Annotated in this window: 16 protein-coding genes, 1 pseudogene and 1 riboswitch; of the genes and pseudogenes, 8 read left to right on the top strand and 9 right to left on the bottom strand. The window is 70.3% G+C overall.

The genetic code is table 11. The features are described 5' to 3' along the window. Positions 1-114: 114 nt before the first annotated feature. A complete protein-coding gene (locus M2437_RS04385) occupies positions 115-756 on the bottom strand; it encodes a MarR family winged helix-turn-helix transcriptional regulator (RefSeq protein ID WP_253389476.1) in 642 nt (213 codons plus the stop codon). 246 nt (positions 757-1,002) lie between these two features. Here M2437_RS04385 and M2437_RS04380 point away from each other — a divergent pair, with 246 nt between their 5' ends. The 7 genes from M2437_RS04380 (at position 1,003) to M2437_RS04350 (ending at position 8,173) form a co-directional block, all read left to right on the top strand. After that, positions 1,003-2,784 (top strand): glycosyltransferase family 2 protein, encoded by a 1,782-nt coding sequence (locus M2437_RS04380; protein ID WP_499006494.1) that lies wholly within the window; start codon positions 1,003-1,005, stop codon positions 2,782-2,784. After that, positions 2,708-3,181 (top strand): glycosyltransferase, encoded by a 474-nt coding sequence (locus M2437_RS04375; protein WP_499006493.1) that lies wholly within the window; start codon positions 2,708-2,710, stop codon positions 3,179-3,181. Before M2437_RS04380 ends, M2437_RS04375 begins: the two co-directional genes overlap by 77 nt. A gap of 31 nt (positions 3,182-3,212) precedes the next feature. Then, the gene (gene rfbF / locus M2437_RS04370) at positions 3,213-3,980 is read left to right on the top strand and encodes a glucose-1-phosphate cytidylyltransferase (protein WP_253389474.1); all 768 of its coding nucleotides are present in this window, start codon (positions 3,213-3,215) and stop codon (positions 3,978-3,980) included. After that, a complete protein-coding gene (gene rfbG / locus M2437_RS04365) occupies positions 3,980-5,086 on the top strand; it encodes a CDP-glucose 4,6-dehydratase (protein ID WP_253389473.1) in 1,107 nt (368 codons plus the stop codon). Before rfbF ends, rfbG begins: the two co-directional genes overlap by 1 nt. Next, a complete protein-coding gene (locus M2437_RS04360) occupies positions 5,083-6,312 on the top strand; it encodes a class I SAM-dependent methyltransferase (RefSeq protein ID WP_253389472.1) in 1,230 nt (409 codons plus the stop codon). Before rfbG ends, M2437_RS04360 begins: the two co-directional genes overlap by 4 nt. 182 nt (positions 6,313-6,494) lie before the next feature. After that, a complete protein-coding gene (locus M2437_RS04355) occupies positions 6,495-7,028 on the top strand; it encodes a dTDP-4-dehydrorhamnose 3,5-epimerase family protein (protein ID WP_253389471.1) in 534 nt (177 codons plus the stop codon). Beyond that, positions 7,025-8,173, top strand: a complete 1,149-nt coding sequence (locus M2437_RS04350) for an NAD-dependent epimerase/dehydratase family protein (protein WP_253389470.1) — start codon at positions 7,025-7,027, stop codon at positions 8,171-8,173. Before M2437_RS04355 ends, M2437_RS04350 begins: the two co-directional genes overlap by 4 nt. On the opposite strand, the gene M2437_RS04345 is transcribed toward M2437_RS04350, so the two are convergent. From M2437_RS04345 to M2437_RS04315, 7 genes and pseudogenes are all read right to left on the bottom strand, one after another. Beyond that, positions 8,148-8,546 carry a response regulator gene (locus M2437_RS04345; protein ID WP_003603986.1) on the bottom strand — a complete coding sequence of 133 codons (399 nt, stop codon included), beginning with the start codon at positions 8,544-8,546 and terminating at the stop codon, positions 8,148-8,150. The genes M2437_RS04350 and M2437_RS04345 overlap by 26 nt on opposite strands. Before the next feature lie 251 nt (positions 8,547-8,797). After that, entirely contained in the window at positions 8,798-10,048 is a 1,251-nt protein-coding gene (locus M2437_RS04340; RefSeq protein WP_253389469.1) for an adenosylmethionine--8-amino-7-oxononanoate transaminase, read from the bottom strand. An 80-nt stretch (positions 10,049-10,128) separates the two neighbouring features. Then, the gene (gene gcvP / locus M2437_RS04335; RefSeq protein WP_253389468.1) at positions 10,129-12,975 is read right to left on the bottom strand and encodes an aminomethyl-transferring glycine dehydrogenase; all 2,847 of its coding nucleotides are present in this window, start codon (positions 12,973-12,975) and stop codon (positions 10,129-10,131) included. A 176-nt stretch (positions 12,976-13,151) separates the two neighbouring features. Further along, positions 13,152-13,514, bottom strand: a complete 363-nt coding sequence (gene gcvH, locus M2437_RS04330; protein WP_056120181.1) for a glycine cleavage system protein GcvH — start codon at positions 13,512-13,514, stop codon at positions 13,152-13,154. 26 nt (positions 13,515-13,540) lie between these two features. Next, positions 13,541-14,719 carry a glycine cleavage system aminomethyltransferase GcvT gene (gcvT, locus tag M2437_RS04325; RefSeq protein ID WP_253389467.1) on the bottom strand — a complete coding sequence of 393 codons (1,179 nt, stop codon included), beginning with the start codon at positions 14,717-14,719 and terminating at the stop codon, positions 13,541-13,543. A gap of 147 nt (positions 14,720-14,866) precedes the next feature. Beyond that, positions 14,867-14,968: riboswitch (glycine riboswitch) on the bottom strand. Between the two features lie 121 nt (positions 14,969-15,089). Then, positions 15,090-15,902, bottom strand: coding sequence for an IS5 family transposase (locus M2437_RS04320; protein ID WP_060768287.1), 813 nt, complete (start codon positions 15,900-15,902; stop codon positions 15,090-15,092). Between the two features lie 62 nt (positions 15,903-15,964). Next, a pseudogene (locus M2437_RS04315) lies at positions 15,965-16,177 on the bottom strand (hypothetical protein); the annotation flags it as partial. 105 nt (positions 16,178-16,282) lie between these two features. Here M2437_RS04315 and M2437_RS04310 point away from each other — a divergent pair. Further along, entirely contained in the window at positions 16,283-17,434 is a 1,152-nt protein-coding gene (locus M2437_RS04310; protein ID WP_253389466.1) for an aminotransferase class I/II-fold pyridoxal phosphate-dependent enzyme, read from the top strand. A 6-nt stretch (positions 17,435-17,440) separates the two neighbouring features. On the opposite strand, the gene M2437_RS04305 is transcribed toward M2437_RS04310, so the two are convergent. Beyond that, complete coding sequence (locus M2437_RS04305; protein WP_253389465.1) at positions 17,441-18,298, bottom strand: C40 family peptidase; 858 nt, start codon at positions 18,296-18,298, stop codon at positions 17,441-17,443. Between the last annotated feature and the right edge of the window lie 273 nt (positions 18,299-18,571).

The following is an 18,571-nucleotide window of genomic DNA, read 5'->3' as shown; positions in this document are numbered from 1 at the left end:
GTTAGGCGAGCGCATCGCCCCGGACGCCGAATCTCAAGAATCGGCTGACCCCACGACACTTGGCGAGGCGGCCCCTCTCGATAGGGGCTACGCGCCGCCGGCTTTGCCTCAGGATCAGACGACCGCGCTCGTCGCGCCCGGAGCCAGCAAGGCTTCGTCCTCGTCGTCGGCCTCGCCGTCGATCTCGGCATCGGCCTCTTCGTGGCCGGTCACGCCCGCGGCTCCCGCGAGGCTGCGGGCGACGCGGCGCAGGAGCTTGCGCAGGCGGCGGCGCTCCTTGTTGTCGAAGTCTTCGAGCAGCTCGGCCTCGACCTCGTCCCAGATCCGCTCGATCGCGGCGGCCTTGGCAAAGCCTGTCTCGGTGAGGCGCACGCGCACGATGCGGCCGTCGCCGGCTTCGGCCCGGCGTTCGACGAAGCCGAGGGCGGCGAGCCGCGAGATCGTCTTGGAGGCGGTCGGCGGGCGCACCCGCAGGGTCGCGGCGAGATCGCCCATGGTCATGCTGCCGGCCGCCGCCAGCGCCTGCACCACCTGCTCCTGGCCGGCGAACAGGTCGAGTTCGGCGAGCCGGTCGCCGATCCGGGCGCGGTGCAGCCGCGCTGCCTGAACGAGCGCCCAGCCGACGCTCTTGGCCGCCGGGGGGCGCAGCCGCTTGACGGTCTTGCTCGCCTTATCCTTTGCCGCGCTTCGGCCGCCCGGCTGAGCGGGAGCTTCGCCGTGTGCCGCCATGGCGACCACTTCGTTTGCCGCCGACATGATCCGGTTTCCCTTCACGGACGTGCGGGCTCCTGAAAGCTGCCCGGAAAGAGTGCCCTCTGGGCGGCCCGCAGGGCAAGCATCTGCCGACCGGCGATGAAACTTCGATGACAGAAACCCTTCGCTTTGCCGACACAGGGCCGACAACACACCGCTTTTGCGAGAAACCGCTTCACGGCGCGGCCGATTTCGTGGATTCCGGCGCCGCATGAGCTTCCACCGGAACCGAGACGACGGGCTGTTTCCATGAAGCGCCGCGAGGCGCTCGGCCTCTACCCCCTGCGCGACCTGCGCCGTTGTGCGGACGACGCCTGGATCGCGACCGGCCCCGATCCGGTTTTCGCGCTCGGCCCGTCGGACGCGGTGTCGGCCCTGTCGGGCCAGCGCATCCGCATCCGCTGCCGGCCGGATTCGGTGCGGCCGGTGCTCGCGGTCGAGGCGCGGGGCGAGGCCGAGCCGCGCCGCTACCGGCTCACCGTGCGGGCAGACGGCACCGATGACCTGATCCGCCTGCCGCGCGGCACACGCGCGCTACGCCTGGAAGCCGCCGAGGCAGGCCCGCGCTTCCGCCTCGACGGGGTGCGGATCGCGCCGGCGGGCCGGATCGAGGCGGCCCTCCTATCCGCCCAAAAGATCATCGAACGGTTGCCGCCGCAGGAGCGTCGGCCGCTGCGCCTCCTGCGGCGCGCCGTCGGCCTCCTGCGCAGCGTGCCGCCCGGCGAAATCTGGCGCCGCCTCACCCGCGCCGCCCAGACCCACTGTCCGCCCGCCAGCTACGCCGCCTGGATTCAAGCGGTGGAAGCCAAGGCCCTGCCCTCCATCGAGACGATGCGGGCGCAGCTCGCGGCCCTGCCGGAGCGCCCATTGATCTCTCTGCTCATGGCGGGCGGCGACGATCCGGTCCAGCTCGGGGAGACGGTCGCGAGCCTGCGGGCGCAGGTCTACCCGGATTGGGAATTGTGCCTCGCGGCGGCGCCATCGGCCGCGCTTGACGCGCTAGCGGCGGAGGACGGCCGCATTCGTCTGCTGCCGTCCGCGAAAAGCAAAGCGGCCTCCCTCGATGCGGCGCTGGCGCAGGCGCGCGGCCCCTATCTCGCCACGATGGAGCCCGGCGCCCGGCTCGCGCCGCAGGCGCTTCTCGCCCTCGTCCGGCGGCTCGCCCGCGAGCCCGATCTCGACCTGCTCTACACGGATGAGGACCGGATCGGGCCGGCGGGCGAGCGCTGCGATCCCTATTTCAAGCCGGACTGGTCGCCCGAGACACTCGAGAGCAGCTTTTACATCGGCGGGCTTGCCCTCTACCGCACTGCCCTGGTGCGGGCGGCCGGCGGCTTTCCGGGCGAGAGCGAGGGCGCGGCCGACTACGACCTCGCGCTCCGCGTGACCGAGCGGAGTGAGCGCGTCGGCCACGTCGCGCAGGTGCTCTGCCATCGCCGCGCCGCCGCGCCCGATCCGGAGGCGGCCGCCCGCGCGCTGGCCGGACGCGCCCGGCGCACCGGCGGGCTCGATGCCGTCCGCGCGCTCAGCGCCTCAAATTTCGCCCTGCGGCGCGCGCTCGCGACGCGCCCGCTCGTCTCCCTGGTGATCCCGACCGCCGGGCGCGACAGCCTCATCGGCGGGCGCACGGTCGATCTGCTCGCCGCCTGCCTCGCCAGCATCCGCGAGACCGGCACTTACGACAACATCGAGATCGTGGCGGTGGATAACGGCGACCTGCGCCCGCAGACGCGGGCCGCCGTCGAGCGGTTCGGCGCGCGCACCGTCACCTGGGACAAGCCCGTCTTCAACGTCGCCGCCAAGATGAATCTCGGCGCATGGGCGGCGAGCGGCGACGTGCTGGTCTTTCTCAACGACGATATCAGCGTCGTCACGCCGGACTGGATCGAGGCGATGCTGGCGCAGCTCGCCATCCCCGGCGTCGGTGCGGTCGGCCCCAAGCTCCTGTTCGAGGATGGCAGCCATTCAGCATGCCGGCGTGGTCTTCGGCGAGGGTCTGCCGGACCATGTCTGCCGTGGCTTCCCCGGTGACGACGCCGGGTATCACGGCTCGAGTCTGGCCAACCGCAACACTCTCGCCGTGACCGGCGCCTGCGTGATGGTGCGGCGGGCGGATTTCGAAGCCATTCAGGGCTTCGACGAGGGATACGCCATCAATTACAACGACATCGACCTCTGCCTGCGGCTCGGCGAGCGAGGCCTGCGCACAGTCTATTGCGCCGAGGCGAGCCTGCACCATTACGAGAGCCGCAACCGCATCCCCACCGTCGATCCCGCCGAGCAGGCCCGCTTCCGCAAGCGCTGGGGCGCACGGCTCGCCCGCGACCCGTACTACCCGGACCCGTTCGGCATCCGCCCGCCCGCCTTCACCCTCGACGCCGAGCGGTTTCCGGCAGCACGGCAGCACATGGTAGAGGCGTGGCGATGATGACGACGACAGACAGACCCGGAGACCACCTGTGAAGGCCGTGATCCTCGCGGGCGGGCTCGGCACGCGGCTCTCGGAGGAGACCGTGGTGCGCCCCAAGCCGATGCTGGAAATCGGCGGACGGCCGATCCTCTGGCACATCATGCAGATCTTCGCCGCCCACGGCGTGACCGAGTTCGTGATCTGCCTCGGCTACAAGGGCTACGTCATCAAGGAGTTTTTCCTCAATTACCGCTTGCACTTGAGCGACGTCACGCTCGATCTCGGCCGAGGCGACGTGCAGTTCCACCGCTCGGCGGCCGAGGACTGGAAGGTCTCGCTGATCGAGACGGGAGACGCCACCATGACCGGCGGGCGGCTCAAGCGGGTGCGCGACTATCTCGGCGACGACGATTTCTTCATGACCTACGGCGACGGCGTCGCCGATATCGACCTCACGCGGCTCGCCGCCTTCCACCAGGCGCACGGGCGGCTCGCGACGCTGACGGCGGTGGTGCCGCCGGGCCGCTTCGGCGCGCTCGACCTTGCGGGCGACGCGGTGCGCAGCTTCCGCGAGAAGCCGGCCGGCGACGGCGCGACCATCAATGGCGGCTTCTTCGTATTGTCGCCAAAAGTGCTCGACCGGATCGAGGGCGACGCCACCGTGTGGGAGAGCGGCCCCCTGGAGAGCCTCGCCCGCGACGGCCAGCTCCACGCCTATCATCATCACGGCTTCTGGCAGGCGATGGACACCCTGCGCGACAAGAAGCACCTGGAAGAGCTCTGGGCCCGTGGCGACGCGCCCTGGAAGGTGTGGTGATGGGTGCGCTCAACCCCGATCCCGCCTTCTGGGCGGGCAAGCGCGTGCTGCTCACCGGGCATACCGGCTTCAAGGGCGCGTGGCTGAGCCTGTGGCTCGCCCGCCTCGGCGCCCGCGTCACCGGCTTCGCCCTTTCCCCTGAGACGCGGCCGAACCTGTTCGAGGCGATCGGATTCCCGTCCGAGGACTCGCGCATCGGCGACATCCGCGACCTGTCGGCGCTTGCCGCGGCCGTAGCGGCTGCCGAGCCGGAGATCGTGATCCACATGGCGGCGCAGGCCCTGGTGCGGCCCTCCTATACCGATCCGGTGGGGACGTTCGCGATCAACACTATGGGCAGTGTTCACCTGCTGGAAGCGGTGCGGTTGGCCCCGAGCGTGCGCGCCGTCGTCGTCGTGACGAGCGACAAGGCCTACGAGAACCGCGAATGGCCCTATGCCTATCGCGAGACCGAGGCGATGGGCGGGCGCGATCCCTACAGCGCCTCGAAGGGCTGTGCCGAACTCGTGACGAGCGCCTACCGCGCCTCGTTCTTCGGCGCAGGCGGCCATCCGGCGCGGATCGCCAGCGCGCGGGCCGGCAACGTCATCGGCGGCGGCGACTGGTCCCTCGATCGGCTAATCCCCGATATCGTGCGCGCCTTCGGGGCCGGGGACTCGGTCGAGATCCGCGCGCCGCACGCGATCCGCCCGTGGCAGCACGTGCTGGAACCGCTGGCCGGCTACCTCAGGCTCGCCGAATGCCTCGCGGGCGACGACGGCGCCGCCTTCGCGGAGGGCTGGAATCTCGGGCCGGCGGACGAGGATTGCCGGCCGGTCTCTTACCTCGTGGAGCGGCTGGCGCAGGGCTGGGGCGGGGGAGCCGGCTGGCACCTCTCGCAGAAGACCCATCCGCACGAGGCGACCTATCTCAAGGTCGATGCCTCCAAGGCCCGCGCCCGCCTCGGCTGGGACCGGCGGCTGACCCTCGACACGGCGCTCGACTGGACTGCCGCTTGGTACCGCGCGGCCGCGTCCGGCGCCGATCCCCGCGCTCTGGCCGAGGCCGAAATCGCGCGCTACGAGGCGCTGGGCCAGCCTGGAGCAAAAGCCGGAGTCCAAGCGTGACCGCCCCGACCTGCCGCGCCTGCGGCGCCGCCCTCACCCGGACCTTCTGCGATCTCGGCCTGTCGCCGCTCGCCAATTCCTACGTCACGCCGGAACGGCGCCACCGGGGCGAGGTCTTCCACCCGCTCCACGCCTATGTCTGCGATGCCTGCTGGCTGGTGCAACTCGAAGCCTTCGAGAGCCCCGAGGCGATCTTCTCCGATTACGCCTACTTCTCCGGCTTCTCCGCCGGCTGGCTGCGCCACGCCGAGAGCTACGTCGCCGCGATGATCGCGCGCTTCGGCCTCGGGCCGGATAGCAAAGTCGTCGAAGTCGCGAGCAATGACGGCTACCTGCTGCAATACTTCGTCGCCCGTGGCGTGCCGGTGCTCGGCGTCGAGCCGGCAGCCAACGTCGCTCGCGTCGCCGTCGAGCGCGGCGTGCCCACCGAGGTCGCGTTTTTCGGCCGCGAGACCGCCCGGCAGCTCGCGGCGGCGGGCCACAAGGCGGATCTGACGGCGGCCAACAACGTGCTCGCCCACGTGCCCGACATCCACGATTTCGCGGCGGGCTTTGCCGAAATCCTGAAGCCAGAGGGCGTGGCGACCTTCGAGTTCCCGCACCTCCTGCGGATGATCGAGCAGCGGCAGTTCGACACGATCTACCACGAGCACTTCTCCTACCTCTCGCTCGGCGTGGTCATCGGCATCCTGCGCCAGCACGGCTTGCGGGTGTTCGATGTCGAGGAATGGCCGACCCATGGCGGCTCGCTGCGCGTCTTCGCCTGCCACAAGGCCGCCGCGCACGCGCCGACGCCGGAGTTGGAGCGCGTGGTGCTCAGCGAGTGGGGGGCGCACCTGTTCGACCCCTCCGGCTATGCCGGGTTCGGGCGGGCGGTGGCCGACATCAAATGCGCGGCGCTCCGCTTCCTGATCGAGGAGCGGGCGGCGGGCCGCACGGTCTGCGCCTACGGCGCGGCGGCCAAGGGCAACACCTTCCTCAACTATTGCGGCATCAAGCCGGAGCTGATCCGCGCGGTGGCCGACCGCTCGCCGCACAAGCAGGGCACGTGGCTGCCCGGCAGCCGCATCCCCGTGGTCTCGCCGGACGAACTCTTGGGCGTGCGCCCCGATACGGTGCTGATCCTGCCCTGGAACCTCAAGGACGAGATCGCCGGCGAGATGGCGGCGATCCGCGAATGGGGCGGACGCTTCGCCGTGGCGATCCCCGAACTGACGGTGTTCTGATGGTCGCTTCAGCCATCCCTTTTGCGCCCTCATCCTGAGGTGCCGCGAAGCGGCCTCGATGGATCGTCAGGGATCGCGCGGCTGGCCGGAGGATCCTTCGAGGCCCGCTGGCGCGGGCACCTCAGGATGAGGGGTTAAATGGAATCAAGCGTGCCGCTGAGCCAAAGGAAGGCGAACGCCTGGTGATCTTCGAGGAACTCGCGCTGCCCGGCCTGTTCCGCGTCGTGCCCGAGCCGCACGCGGACGAGCGCGGCTTCTTCGCCCGCACCCAGTGCGAGAGCGAATTCGCGGAGCGTGGGCTGGTCGGGCACTTCACGCAGTCGAGCGTGTCGTTCAATCATCGCCGCGGCACCGTGCGCGGGATGCATTTTTCGAAGTTGCCCCACGCCGAGACGAAGCTCGTGCGCTGCACCGGCGGCGCGATCCACGACGCGGTGATCGACCTGCGGCCCGATTCGCCGACCTATCTCCGCACCGCGTCCGTGACGCTCTCGGCCGCGAACCGCCACGCCCTCTACATCCCGGCGGGCTTCGCCCACGGTTTCCAGACCCTGAGCGACGACACCGAGATTCTCTACATGATCGACCGGCCGTTCGTGGCCTCCGCCGCCGACGGCGTGCGCTGGGACGATCCCGCCTTCGGGCTCGCGTGGCCGGAGCCGGTGACGGTCATCGCATCGCGCGACCTCGCCTTTCCCGATTGGGCAGGGCGGTGAAGCGGGTTCTCGTCACCGGAGGGGCCGGCTTCGTCGGCCGCCACGCGGTCGCCGCGCTCGTCGCTCGCGGCTTCGAGGTTCAGGCCATCGGCCGAACCGCGCCGAAAGGGGTCCACGCCTTCCACGCGGCCGACCTGCTCGATCCGGTGCAGCGCCGGGCCGCCGTGCAAGCGGCCTCGGCGAGCCACCTGCTCCACCTCGCCTGGGTCACCACGCCCGGCCGCTACTGGCAGGCACCGGACAACCTCGATTGGACGGCGGCGAGCCTCGACCTCGTGCGGACCTTCCGCGAGGCGGGCGGCACTCGCGCGGTCGTGGCTGGGACGTGTGCCGAGTACGATTGGACGGGGATCAACCTTCTACCGCGCGAAGAACTGGAATCCCCCTCTCCCCGCACGCGGGGAGAGGGTCGCGACGACCTTGTCGTCGGCGCAACAAGCGGAAGCGGCGGTGAGGGGGCGTCTTGGACGGAACCTCATCCGGCCGCGCCCCCTCACCCTCGTCTGCCGCCTCGCTTCCGCGACGACAGGGTCGCCGAAGCCCTCTCCCCCCGTGCGGGGAGAGGGGATGCAGCGGCGATCCGAGAGGGTCATTTGTCGGAGGTAGCCCCCTGCCGTCCGGCGACGCTCTACGGCGCCGCCAAGGACGGTCTTCGCCGCATTCTGCAAGCCTATGCGGCGACCGCCGGCCTCTCCCTCGGCTGGGGACGATTGTTCTACCTCTACGGTCCCGGCGAGACGCCGGGCCGGCTCGTCGGCGATGCGGCGCGGGCGCTGCTCGCCGGCCAGCGTCTCGCCACCAGTGAGGGCCGGCAGCGCCGCGATTTCCTGCATGTCGCCGATGTGGGAGCGGCCTTCGCGGCCCTGCTCGACTCGGGGGTGGAGGGGCCCGTCAATCTCGGCTCAGGCGAAGCGGTGCCGGTGCGCAGAATCCTGGAAACGATCGGTGCGCTGACCGGACGCCCCGATCTGATCGATTTCGGCGCCCGCCCCCTCGGCCCGACGGAGCCGGCCTGCATCGAGGCCGACATCCGGCGCCTGACGGACGAGGTTGGCTTTTCGGCCCGCTACGGCCTCGAACAGGGCCTAGAGCAAACCGTCGCAGCTTGGCGCGCCGCGCTCAGCAATGCGGCATCAATCCCTTGAGCCGGGCCAGGATATCCTCGCCCGCGCAGGGGCGGGCGATGAACTGCGCACCCTCCGGCATGCGCTCGGGATCGGGCGAGGCGCGGCCGGACACGATCAGGATCGGCAGGTTCGGCCGCGCCTGGGCGACGGAAGCGGCCAGATCGAAGCCGTCGACCCGGCCCGAGAGCTGTACGTCGGTTACGAGGCCGCAGATGTCGGGCCGCGCTTGAAGGATGGACAGCGCGCGCTCAGCGGAGGCGCATTGCACGGTGTCGTAGCCGCCCCCCTCCAGCACGTCGCCGAGGTCCATGATGGTCAGGGCCTCGTCCTCGACGATGAGGATGACGGGACGGTCGGCTTCCGGATTCGTCGTCTCGGTCTGGCTCGCCACCTTACGCTCTCCCCGATTTGCTCCAGCGGCCCAAGGTGTTCGCAGACTTGTCGTTGACAGACTCGGCCTGCCCACAGACCTGGCCCGCTCACAGACTGAGCCTGCTCACAGGCTTGGCCGTTTCCCGTGCCGGGAACCGCTGCGCTGCGATCATCCAACGGGTAACCCCGCTGCGGGTTGCAGGGTCCCGTGGTTCTCTGCGGCCAAGCTCGCAAGCTTCGCGCCGCGGGGCCGATCGCGGCGCGTCGGCCCTACGCCACCGCCTCGGTCACCGCCGTCACCGCCGCGATCAGACGGTCGAGGTCGCCCGCATCGATGGTGAGCGCCGGGGTGAGGTAGACGATGTCGCCGAACGGGCGCACCCAGACGCCGCGCTCGACGAAACGCCGCTTGAGATCCGCGAGGTCGGGCGTCCCTGCGAATTGCACCGCGCCGATGGCGCCGAGCACCCGAACCTCCCGCACACCGAGCAACCGGCTCAAGGGAGCGAGCCCCTCCGTCAGGCGCGCGGCGATGGCTTGGGCCTGCGCGAGGCGCGGCTCGGCCTCGAACAAATCGAGGCTGGCATTCGCCGCCGCGCAGGCGAGCGGGTTCGCCATGAAGGTCGGCCCGTGCATCAGCGCGGCCGATGCCTCGTCCGACCAGAAGGCGGAAAAGATCTCGGTGGTGGCGACCGTGGCGGCCAGCGCCATCGTGCCGCCGGTGAGCGCCTTCGACAGGCAGAGAATGTCGGGCACGATGCCGGCCTGCTCGCAGGCGAACAGCGTCCCGGTGCGGCCGAACCCGGTGAAAATCTCGTCGGCGATGAGCGGCAGGCCGTGGCGGCGCGCGAGCCGCGCGACGGTGGCGAGCACCTCCGGCGGATGGGTCAGCATCCCGCCCGCCCCCTGCACCAGGGGCTCGACGATCACCGCCGCGAGTTCGTGGCGGTGGCGGGCCAGCGCCGCATCGAGGGCCGCCTCGTCCTCGGCCGTGCGCGGCAGCGCGCAAAACACCTGAGTGGGAAGGTAGGCGCCGAAGCGGCGGTGCATCCCCTCCTCGGGGTCGCAGGCCGACATCGCGCCCATCGTGTCGCCGTGATAGCCGCCGCGGAAGGCGAGCACGCGGGTACGGCCGGTCTCGCCGCGGTTGAGCCAGAGCAGAACCGCCATCTTCAGCGCGACCTCGACCGCGACCGAGCCGGAATCGGTGAAGAAGACGTGGTTGAGATCCCCCGGCAGCAGCGCGGCGAGGCGCGCGCCGAGCCGCTCAGCCGGGGCGTGGGTGAGGCCACCGAACATCACGTGCGGCATGCGCGTGAGCTGGTCGGCCATCGCCGCAGCGATGTGCGGATGGTTGTAGCCGTGCACCGCCGTCCACCACGAGGCGATGCCGTCGATGAGTTCGCGCCCGCCTTTCAGCGTGATGCGCGAGCCCCGCGTCGCGATCGCCTCAAGCGGCGGCGCGGCGGTCTTCATCTGGGTGTAGGGGCGCCAAAGGTGATGGTGTTCGAGCGCGGTCATGCGCGGGGGATTGAGGGGTGGCGCTGACGGAGTCAAACGCGCGACGCCCCTCCCCTGCTGGGGAGGGGCATGCGGCGGCCCTACTCCGCCGCCTCGCCATAGGCCTCGGTTGGCGGGCAGGAGCAGACGAGGTTGCGGTCGCCATAGGCGTTGTCGACGCGGTTCACCGGCGGCCAGTACTTGTCCATGCGCAAGCTGCCCGACGGGAAGCAGGCGGCCTCGCGGGAATAGGGCCGCTCCCAGGCGCCGATCAGGTCCTGCACCGTGTGGGGCGCGTTCTTGAGCGGGTTGTTGGCCTTATCCATCTGCCCTTCCTCGATCGCCCGGATCTCCTCGCGGATCGCCAGCATGGCGTCGCAGAAGCGGTCGATCTCGGCCTTGGTCTCGGATTCGGTCGGCTCGATCATCAGCGTGCCGGCCACCGGCCAGCTCATCGTCGGCGGGTGGAAGCCGCAATCGATCAGGCGCTTGGCGATATCCTCGACGGTGACGCCTGCGCTCTTCTGGAACGGGCGCACATCGACAATGCATTCATGCGCGACCCGTCCGTTCCGGCCGGCATAGAGGATGGAATAGGCCCCATCGAGCCGCCGGGCGATGTAGTTGGCGTTGAGGATCGCCACCCGCGTCGCCTGGGTCAGGCCGCGCCCGCCCATCATCAGGCAGTAGCTCCACGAGATCGGCAGGATCGAGGCCGAGCCGAAGGCGGCGGCCGAGACCGCGCCCTCCTCGCCTGAGCGCGGATCGGAGGGCAGAAACGGGATCAGGTGCGTCTTCACGCCGATCGGCCCCATGCCCGGCCCGCCGCCGCCATGCGGGATGCAGAAGGTCTTGTGCAGGTTGAGGTGGCTGACGTCGGCGCCGATGTCGCCGGGCCGCGCCAGCCCGACCATCGCGTTGAGGTTCGCCCCGTCGAGATAGACCTGACCGCCATGGGCGTGGACGATGTCGCAGAGTTCGCGCACCCGCGCCTCGAACACGCCGTGTGTGGACGGGTAGGTGATCATGCAGGCCGCGAGCTTTTCGGAATGCTGCTCGGCCTTCTTCCGGAAATCTTCGACGTCGATGTTGCCATGGGCATCCGCCCCGACCACGACGACGCTCATGCCGCACATCTGCGCCGAGGCCGGGTTGGTGCCGTGGGCCGAGGACGGGATCAGGCAGACCGTGCGGTGCCCCTCCCCGCGCGAGAGGTGATAGCGGCGGATGGCCAGCAGGCCCGCATACTCCCCCTGCGCGCCGGAATTGGGCTGCATCGAGATCGCGTCGTAGCCGGTGATCGCGCAGAGCTTTTGGCTGAGATCGTCGATCAGTTCGCGGTAGCCCAGCGCCTGATCCTCCGGCACGAACGGGTGCAGCTCCGAAAACTCCGGCCAGGAGACCGGCAGCATCTCGGCGGTGGCGTTGAGCTTCATCGTGCAGGAGCCGAGCGGGATCATCGCCCGGTCGAGCGCGAGATCGCGGTCGGCGAGCCGGCGCATGTAGCGCGTCATCTCGCTTTCGGCCCGGTTCATGTGGAAGATCGGGTGGGTCAGGTAGTCCGAGGTCCGCTCCAGCTCGGCCGGCAGGCGCGGCTCGGGATAGCCCTCGTCGTAGGGAAGATCGCCGCCCCCGAACGCGCGCCACACCGCCTGGACGATGTCGGGCCGGGTGCGCTGATCGACGCTGATGCCGATGCGGTCCGTGCCGATCCGGCGCAGGTTCACCCCGTTCTCGACCGCGCTCTTCAGGATCACGCCCTGGAACGCGCCAACCCGCACAGTGATCGTGTCGAAGAAATGCCGGGGCTCGACGGTGAAGCCGAGGGCTTCCAGCCCCTCGGCGAGGCGCACGGCGTCACGGTGGACGCGCCGGGCGATGGCCTTGAGGCCGGCCGGCCCATGATAGACCGCGAACATCGAGGCGATGACCGCGAGCAGCACCTGGCTGGTGCAGATGTTCGAGGTCGCCTTCTCGCGGCGGATATGCTGCTCGCGGGTCTGGAGCGCGAGGCGGTAGGAGCGGTTGCCGCGGGCATCGACCGAAACGCCGACGATGCGACCCGGCAGCGCCCGCTTGTGCGCGTCGCGGGTGGCGAGATAGGCGGCGTGCGGGCCGCCATAGCCCATCGGCACGCCGTAGCGCTGCATCGAGCCGACCGCGATGTCGGCCCCCATCTCGCCCGGCGCCTTCAGCAGCGTCAGCGCCAGCGGGTCGGCGGCGACCGCGGCGAGCGCACCGGCGTCATGGAGCCCTGCGATCACGCCGGAGAAATCGTGAACCGCGCCGTTCACGCCGGGATACTGGAACAGCGCCCCGAAGACCGTGGACGGGTCCAAATCCGAAAAGGGATCGCCGACCACGATCTCCCAGCCGAGCGGCGCCGCGCGGGTCTTCAGCACGGCGATGGTCTGGGGCAGGCAGTCCCTGTCGACGAAGAAGGCGTTCCGGTCCGACTTCGCCACGCGCTTGGCCATGCCCATGGCCTCGGCCGCCGCGGTCGCCTCATCGAGCAGCGAGGCGTTGGCCACATCGAGCGCGGTGAGATCGCAGACGAGGGTCTGGAAGTTGAGCAAGGCCTCGAGCCGGCCCTGGCTGATCTCCGGCTGGTAGGGCGAGTAGGCGGTGTACCAGGCCGGGTTCTCGAAGATGTTGCGCTGGATCGCCGGCGGCATCGTCGTGCCGTGATAGCCCTGGCCGATCAGCGAGACGAGCAGGCGGTTCTTGTTGGCAGTGGCGCGCAGCTTCTCGAGCGAGCGGCGCTCGGTCAGGGAGGCGCCGAAATCGATGTACTCGGCCTGCCGGATGTCGGGGGGCAGCGTCTCGTCGATCAACGCGTGCAGCGACTTCGCGCCGACCGTCTCCAGCATCTGGTCGATCTCGGAGAGCTTCGGGCCGATATGGCGCCGGGCTGCGAAATCGAAGGGATCGTGGCGATCGTATTTCATGGGAGGCCTTTCGAAGGCGGATGCCGTGACATCCCTCCCCCCTCTGCGGGGGAGGGTGGCCCCCGAAGGGGCTCGGGAGAGGGGAGCGACCTTTCCGGAGAGAACCTGAGCCGGCCCCTCACCCGCCTGCTCCGCAGGCACCCTCTCCCGCAGAGGGGAGAGGGAAAGCGGGCGCGCTACTTCGCGAACTCCGCGTAGGCCGCCTCGTCCATGAGCTCGTCCATGGCGGAGGGATCGTCGAGCTTGAGCCGGTAGAGCCAGCCGCCGCCCTGCGGGTCGGTGCCGACCGAGGCCGGGTCGGCGACCGCCGCCTCGTTGACCTCGGTGACTTCGCCGGAGAGCGGCGCGTAGACGTCGGAGGCCGCCTTGACGGACTCGACGACCGCGGCCGCCTCACCCTTGGTCAGCTTCGCGCCGACCTTTGGCAGCTCGACGAAGACGAGGTCGCCGAGCTGTTCGGCGGCGTGCGCGGTGATGCCGACCGTGGCGACGTCGCCGTCGAGGCGCAGCCATTCGTGCTCGTCTGTGAAACGCAGCATGGTCAAAACTCCTGACACGAGAGAGATCAGCCGCGCTTGAAGCCGGCCGGGACGAAGGGAAGCGGGGAGACGACGAGGGGGAGGCGCTGGCCGCGCACCTCGGCGAAGACGCGGGTGCCGGGGGCGGTCAGCGCGGCCGGCAGGAAACCCATGGCGACGGGCGCCCCGACGCTCGGGCCGAAGCCGCCGGAGGTCACGCGTCCGACCGGCTCGCCGCCGGCCTCGGCGGCGAAGAGTGGGGCCTCCGCCCGTACCGGCGCCCTGCCCTCGGGGCGCAGGCCGACACGCCGCCGCGACGGCCCGGCCTCCATCGCGGGGAGGATTTTTTCGGCGCCCGGAAACCCGCCTTCGCGGGCGCCGCCCCGGCGGCGGGTGGGGGAAATCGCCCAGGCGAGGCTGGCCTCGACTGGGTTGGTGCCGGGGTCGATATCCGCCCCGTGGAGCGGCAGGCCGGCTTCGAGGCGCAGGGAATCGCGGGCGCCGAGGCCGACCGGCAGCACCTCGGCCTCCGCGAGCAGGGCTTCGGCCACAGCCTCGGCGTGCTCGGCCGGCACGGAAATCTCGAAACCGTCCTCGCCGGTATAGCCGGAGCGGCTGACGAGGCAGGGCGCGCCGAGGATCGCGACCGCGCGCACATCCATGAAGCGCATCGCCTGGGTCTCGGGTGCCAGCCGCGCCAGCACCTCGGCCGCCTTCGGGCCCTGAAGCGCGATCAGCGCATCCGGCACGAGCGTCATGTCGAGATCGTCCGGGAGATGCGCCCGGAGATGCGCAAAACCGGCGGCCTTGTTGGCGGCGTTGACGACAAAGTGGAGCCGGCCGGGCAGGCGCGCGACCATGAGGTCGTCGAGGATGCCGCCGGCCTCGTCGGTCAGGAAGCCGTAGCGCTGGCGGCCCTCGGGAAGGCCGAGGATATCGATGGGGATCAGCGCTTCGAGGGCGCGGGCCGCCTCCGCGACATCGCCGGAGCGAGGCGTCAGCGCGATCTGGCCCATATGCGACACGTCGAAGAGGCCGGCCGCTGCCCGCGTGTGCAGATGCTCCTTGAGCAGCCCGGCGGGGTATTGCAGCGGCATCGCGTAGCCCGCGAATGGCACCATCTTGGCGCCGAGGCGCAGGTGGAGCGCGTGCAGCGGCGTCTGTGCCAGCGGATCAGCGGAAACGGGGGCGGCGGGGCTCACGGCACCGGCAGCTTGCAGACTCATCGGGCACTCCACGACAGACGGATCTTGCCCGCCGGCCGGCTGGCAAGTTGCCCCCATCTGTCGCGCTTACCTGAGAGCTTCCCTCACTCGGCATTCGAGCGAGGTTTCTCCTTCGGTGGACGCCGGACGGCGCCTCTCTCCAGATTGTCCAACGATACGGTGATTGTGCCTGAGAGTTTCCGGGGGTGGTTGCTCCGTCGGCGCCATGATTCATCTTTCGATGAGCCTGGGCTCTCCCGTATCGTCTGTAACGAACCCCGGAAGGCTCGCACTTTGCGCCCGCCTATGCAAGTCAAGTTCGGTGACGATCAGCGCATCATGTTGCGCTGCCGACAATAGCCACGGAAGCTCTCAGAGTCCGTCCGATAAGTCATGATGCTCGCCCGAGCCTTCGGACGAGGATCATGACGGCGGCGGCGTAGAGGAAGGCCTGGGCCGAGGCGAGGGTCGCTTCCGGGTCCTTCCAGAGGCGTCGGTTGCGGCTGATCCATCCGAAGAAGCGTTCCACCACCCATCGGCGTGGATGCACGGCGAAGCCGACCTGATCCTTCGGTTTGCGCACGATGTCGATGGTGATGACGGTGGCGGTCGCGGGTCTGTCGCCGGCATAGCCTGCATCGGCGAAAGCTCTGACGATGAACGGGAAGGTCCGCCGCGACAGGCGCAGCACCGGTCCAGCCCCATCGCGATCCTGAATGTCGGCGGTCTGCGGATCGAGCACGAGGGCGCGCCCGTCCGTGTCGACCAGGGCCTGACGCTTGCGGCCCTTGACCTTCTTTCCAGCGTCGTAGCCGCGCGGGCCGCCGCTCTCGGTGGTCTTCACGCTCTGGCTGTCGAGCACGGCCGCCGTCGGCGAGGCCTCGCGACCGGCCCGCTCCCGGTCGGCCATGACCAGGGCGTGGTTGATCCGCCCGAACAATCCCTCGTCCCGCCAGCGGCTGAAGTAGCCGAACGTCGTGCTGCGCGGAGGGAGATCCTTTGGGATCAACCGCCATGCGATGCCGCCGCGCAGCACGTAGAAGATCGCGTTCAGGACCTCCCGCATCGTCCAGACAGGCGGACGACCACGCGAGGCGGGCTCTGGCATCATGGGCGCGATCACCGCCCATTCCGTATCCGTCAGGTCGGTTTCGTATCGAAGGCGCGCACGGTTATGCTGCCGGCGAGTGGTCGGGGTCCACATGGCACGTCCAGATGAGGCTTCAGCACCCTTCTGGAATCACCGCCATTCCGGCCACTCAACCCCTGCCGGACGTTATCGGACGGGCTCTCAAAGCCGGCCGGGCAGCGGCGCACACAGGCCCCGGCCGCGTATTTCAGCGGTGGACGGCAGGCGTTGCGGAAGCGCGTCTCGCCGAACAGGTAGGACTGCGCCGGGCCGGCCGAGGCCGGCACCGGGCTGACGAGGGGACCGGCAAAGGCGATCAGCAGAAGGACGACGAGGCGACGACGCAGCATGGCACGGTTCCGGCAGAGCCTGGGCAACGCGGCGCCCCGCAACGGGTTCGCCACGCTCATCACCATCGTCTTGACATCCCCTGAGCGCCGTCGCCTTCAAGCGCCATGTCGCCGAACCCATCGAACAGCCTCGACGCCTTCGCCGGAGAAAAGCTCGCCGGCCTGGAAGCCGGCGCCCTGCGCCGCCGTCTGGCCGTGACCGCCCGCGGCCCCGAGGCGGCGGCCGAGCGGGGGGGACGCAGCCTCGTCTCGTTCTCCTGCAACGATTATCTCGGCCTCGCCCACGATCCGCGGGTGATCGCGGCGGCCACTGAAGCACTCGCCCGCTACGGCGCGGGCGCGGGCGCCTCGCGGCTGGTGACCGGCAATTCCCCCCCGCTCGCGGCGCTGGAGGAGCGGCTTGCTCGGCACAAGGGCAAGGAGGCCGCCCTCGTCTTCGGCTCGGGCTATCTCGCCAATCTCGGCATCGCGCCGGCCCTCGTCGGCGCAGGCGACCTGATCCTGATCGACGAACTCGGCCATTCCTGCCTGTTCGCGGGAGCGGCGATGTCGAGGGCGCAGACCGTGCGCTTTGCCCATAACGACGTCGCGCAGTTGCGCACGCTGCTCGCCGAGCATCGCGGCACGGCGCGGCGGGCGCTGATCCTGACCGAGCGGGTGTTCAGCATGGATGGCGACCGGGCGCCGCTGCCCGAGATCCTGGCGCTTGCCGGCGAATACGACGCCTGGACGCTGGTGGACGATGCCCACGGCCTCGGCGTGGTCGAGCCCGGCCAGCGGGCGCCGCTCGAAATGGGCACGCTCTCGAAGACGCTGGGCTCCTATGGCGGCTATCTCTGCGCCTCGCAGCCCGTGATCGACCTGCTGACCAGCCGGGCGCGCAGCCTCGTCTACACCACCGGCCTGCCGCCGGCTTCCGCCGCCGCGGCGCTCAAAGCCCTCGAGATCGTCGAGACGGAGCCGGAGCGCGCCGCCCGGCCGCTGGCGCTCGCGCGCCGCTTCACCGCGCGTCTCGGCCTGCCCGAGGCGATGAGCCCGATCGTGCCGGTGCTCATCGGCGCGGCGGAGGCGGCGCTCGCTCTCTCGACGGCGTTGGAGGCGCGTGGCTTCCTCGTGGTGGCGATCCGTCCGCCGACGGTCGCCCCCGGCACCGCCCGTCTACGGGTCGCCTTCTCGGCAGCGCATGACGAGGGGCAGGTCGATGCCCTCGCCGAGGCGCTGACGGAATTGGCGCCGGAGAGCGTCCGCGCCGGCTGAACGCCCTCAGGCGATCGGGTCGAGCCGGCGAATCGCGGTGACGGCGCCGAAACTCTTGACGGCGATGCGCTCGACCGCCTCGCGCAAAGGCTCGACCGCCACCGCCATGTGGTGGCCGTTGGCGTGGATCAGCCGGTCGGCGTCGAGCATCAGCCCGACATGGCCCTTCCAGAACACGAGGTCGCCGCGCCGCAGCCCGTCGAGCCCCGGCGGCAGGGCGTTGCCAAGCGCCCGTTCCTGCTGGTCGGCATCGCGCGGACAAGCCAGGCCCGCGGTCTCCAGGCAGAGCTGGACGAGGCCCGAGCAATCGAGGCCGAGGCTGGTACGCCCGCCCCAGAGATAGGGCGTGCCGACGAGCCGCTCGGCGGTGGCCGGAAAATCGGGCTCGGCGGTCCCGAGCGGCACGGCGTGGCCGGCAAAGACATAGCCGCCGGCGAGCCGCCAGTACTCGCCCTCCTGCGCCTCCGCCGCGAAGGCGGCGCCGAGGCTGAGATGGGCGACGTGCGGACGCTTCAGGTCGGGCGCGGGGTAGACGAAGGTGCGCAAAGCGGCGACCCGATGGGTCGGCGCCGGATCGATCGCCCCGAGCGCCGTCTCCGGCAGGTAGCCGACATAGCCGTCGCGGATGATCTGGCCCCAGGCGAATCCATCCCGGATCTCGAACACCGTCACGGCGTCGCCCATCACCGCCTCGGTCTCGAGCCCGGCCTCGAGGCGCGGCGCGCGGCGAAGGGGAGCGGAGGGCACGGCGACCCGCGCCGGCTCGCCCGCGACGTAGCGCTCGGCCGCGACGACGCCTTTCAGGCGGATATCGGCAAGGTCGGGCCGGGCCGGGGTGAGGCGGGGATCGCGTGTGTCTGGCATCGTGGTGCCTGCGTGGCGCAGGATCGGGGCGGGATTCGGGATGAAAGGTCGCGACAGCCCCGATTTTCGTGTGCCCCGCAGGCCCGTGGATTCGCCAAACCTTTTGCTGCGCTACCGCGACACTCTGACAGGCGCGGGCCTTGTTCGCCGGATGGCGCCGTCAACGAATGTGCTGGCGCCCGCGCGGATCGGCGCGCATCCTGCATGCTCGACGAGCGGGGCGTCCGCCCGGCAAGCCATGCGGCCGGCGGTCCGTCACGTCCGATTTAGGTG

The organism is Methylorubrum pseudosasae (assembly GCF_029504475.1).
GTDB classification, from domain to species: Bacteria; Pseudomonadota; Alphaproteobacteria; order Rhizobiales; family Beijerinckiaceae; genus Methylobacterium; species Methylobacterium extorquens.
The sequence above is the reverse complement of the archived record's forward strand: the minus strand, read 5'-3'. Positions and strand labels throughout refer to the sequence as shown.

Coding starts and splice junctions, on each gene's coding strand:
- rfbG (WP_253389473.1), top strand. CDS start 3,980: ATGGGTGCGCTCAACCCCGATCCCGCCTTCTGGGCGGGCAAGCGCGTG.
- M2437_RS04310 (WP_253389466.1), top strand. CDS start 16,283: ATGTCGCCGAACCCATCGAACAGCCTCGACGCCTTCGCCGGAGAAAAG.
- M2437_RS04340 (WP_253389469.1), bottom strand. CDS start 10,048: ATGACCGCGCTCGAACACCATCACCTTTGGCGCCCCTACACCCAGATG.
- M2437_RS04385 (WP_253389476.1), bottom strand. CDS start 756: ATGTCGGCGGCAAACGAAGTGGTCGCCATGGCGGCACACGGCGAAGCT.
- M2437_RS04320 (WP_060768287.1), bottom strand. CDS start 15,902: ATGTGGACCCCGACCACTCGCCGGCAGCATAACCGTGCGCGCCTTCGA.
- gcvH (WP_056120181.1), bottom strand. CDS start 13,514: ATGCTGCGTTTCACAGACGAGCACGAATGGCTGCGCCTCGACGGCGAC.
- M2437_RS04380 (WP_499006494.1), top strand. CDS start 1,003: ATGAAGCGCCGCGAGGCGCTCGGCCTCTACCCCCTGCGCGACCTGCGC.
- gcvP (WP_253389468.1), bottom strand. CDS start 12,975: ATGAAATACGATCGCCACGATCCCTTCGATTTCGCAGCCCGGCGCCAT.
- M2437_RS04305 (WP_253389465.1), bottom strand. CDS start 18,298: ATGCCAGACACACGCGATCCCCGCCTCACCCCGGCCCGGCCCGACCTT.
- gcvT (WP_253389467.1), bottom strand. CDS start 14,719: ATGAGTCTGCAAGCTGCCGGTGCCGTGAGCCCCGCCGCCCCCGTTTCC.
- M2437_RS04375 (WP_499006493.1), top strand. CDS start 2,708: ATGGCAGCCATTCAGCATGCCGGCGTGGTCTTCGGCGAGGGTCTGCCG.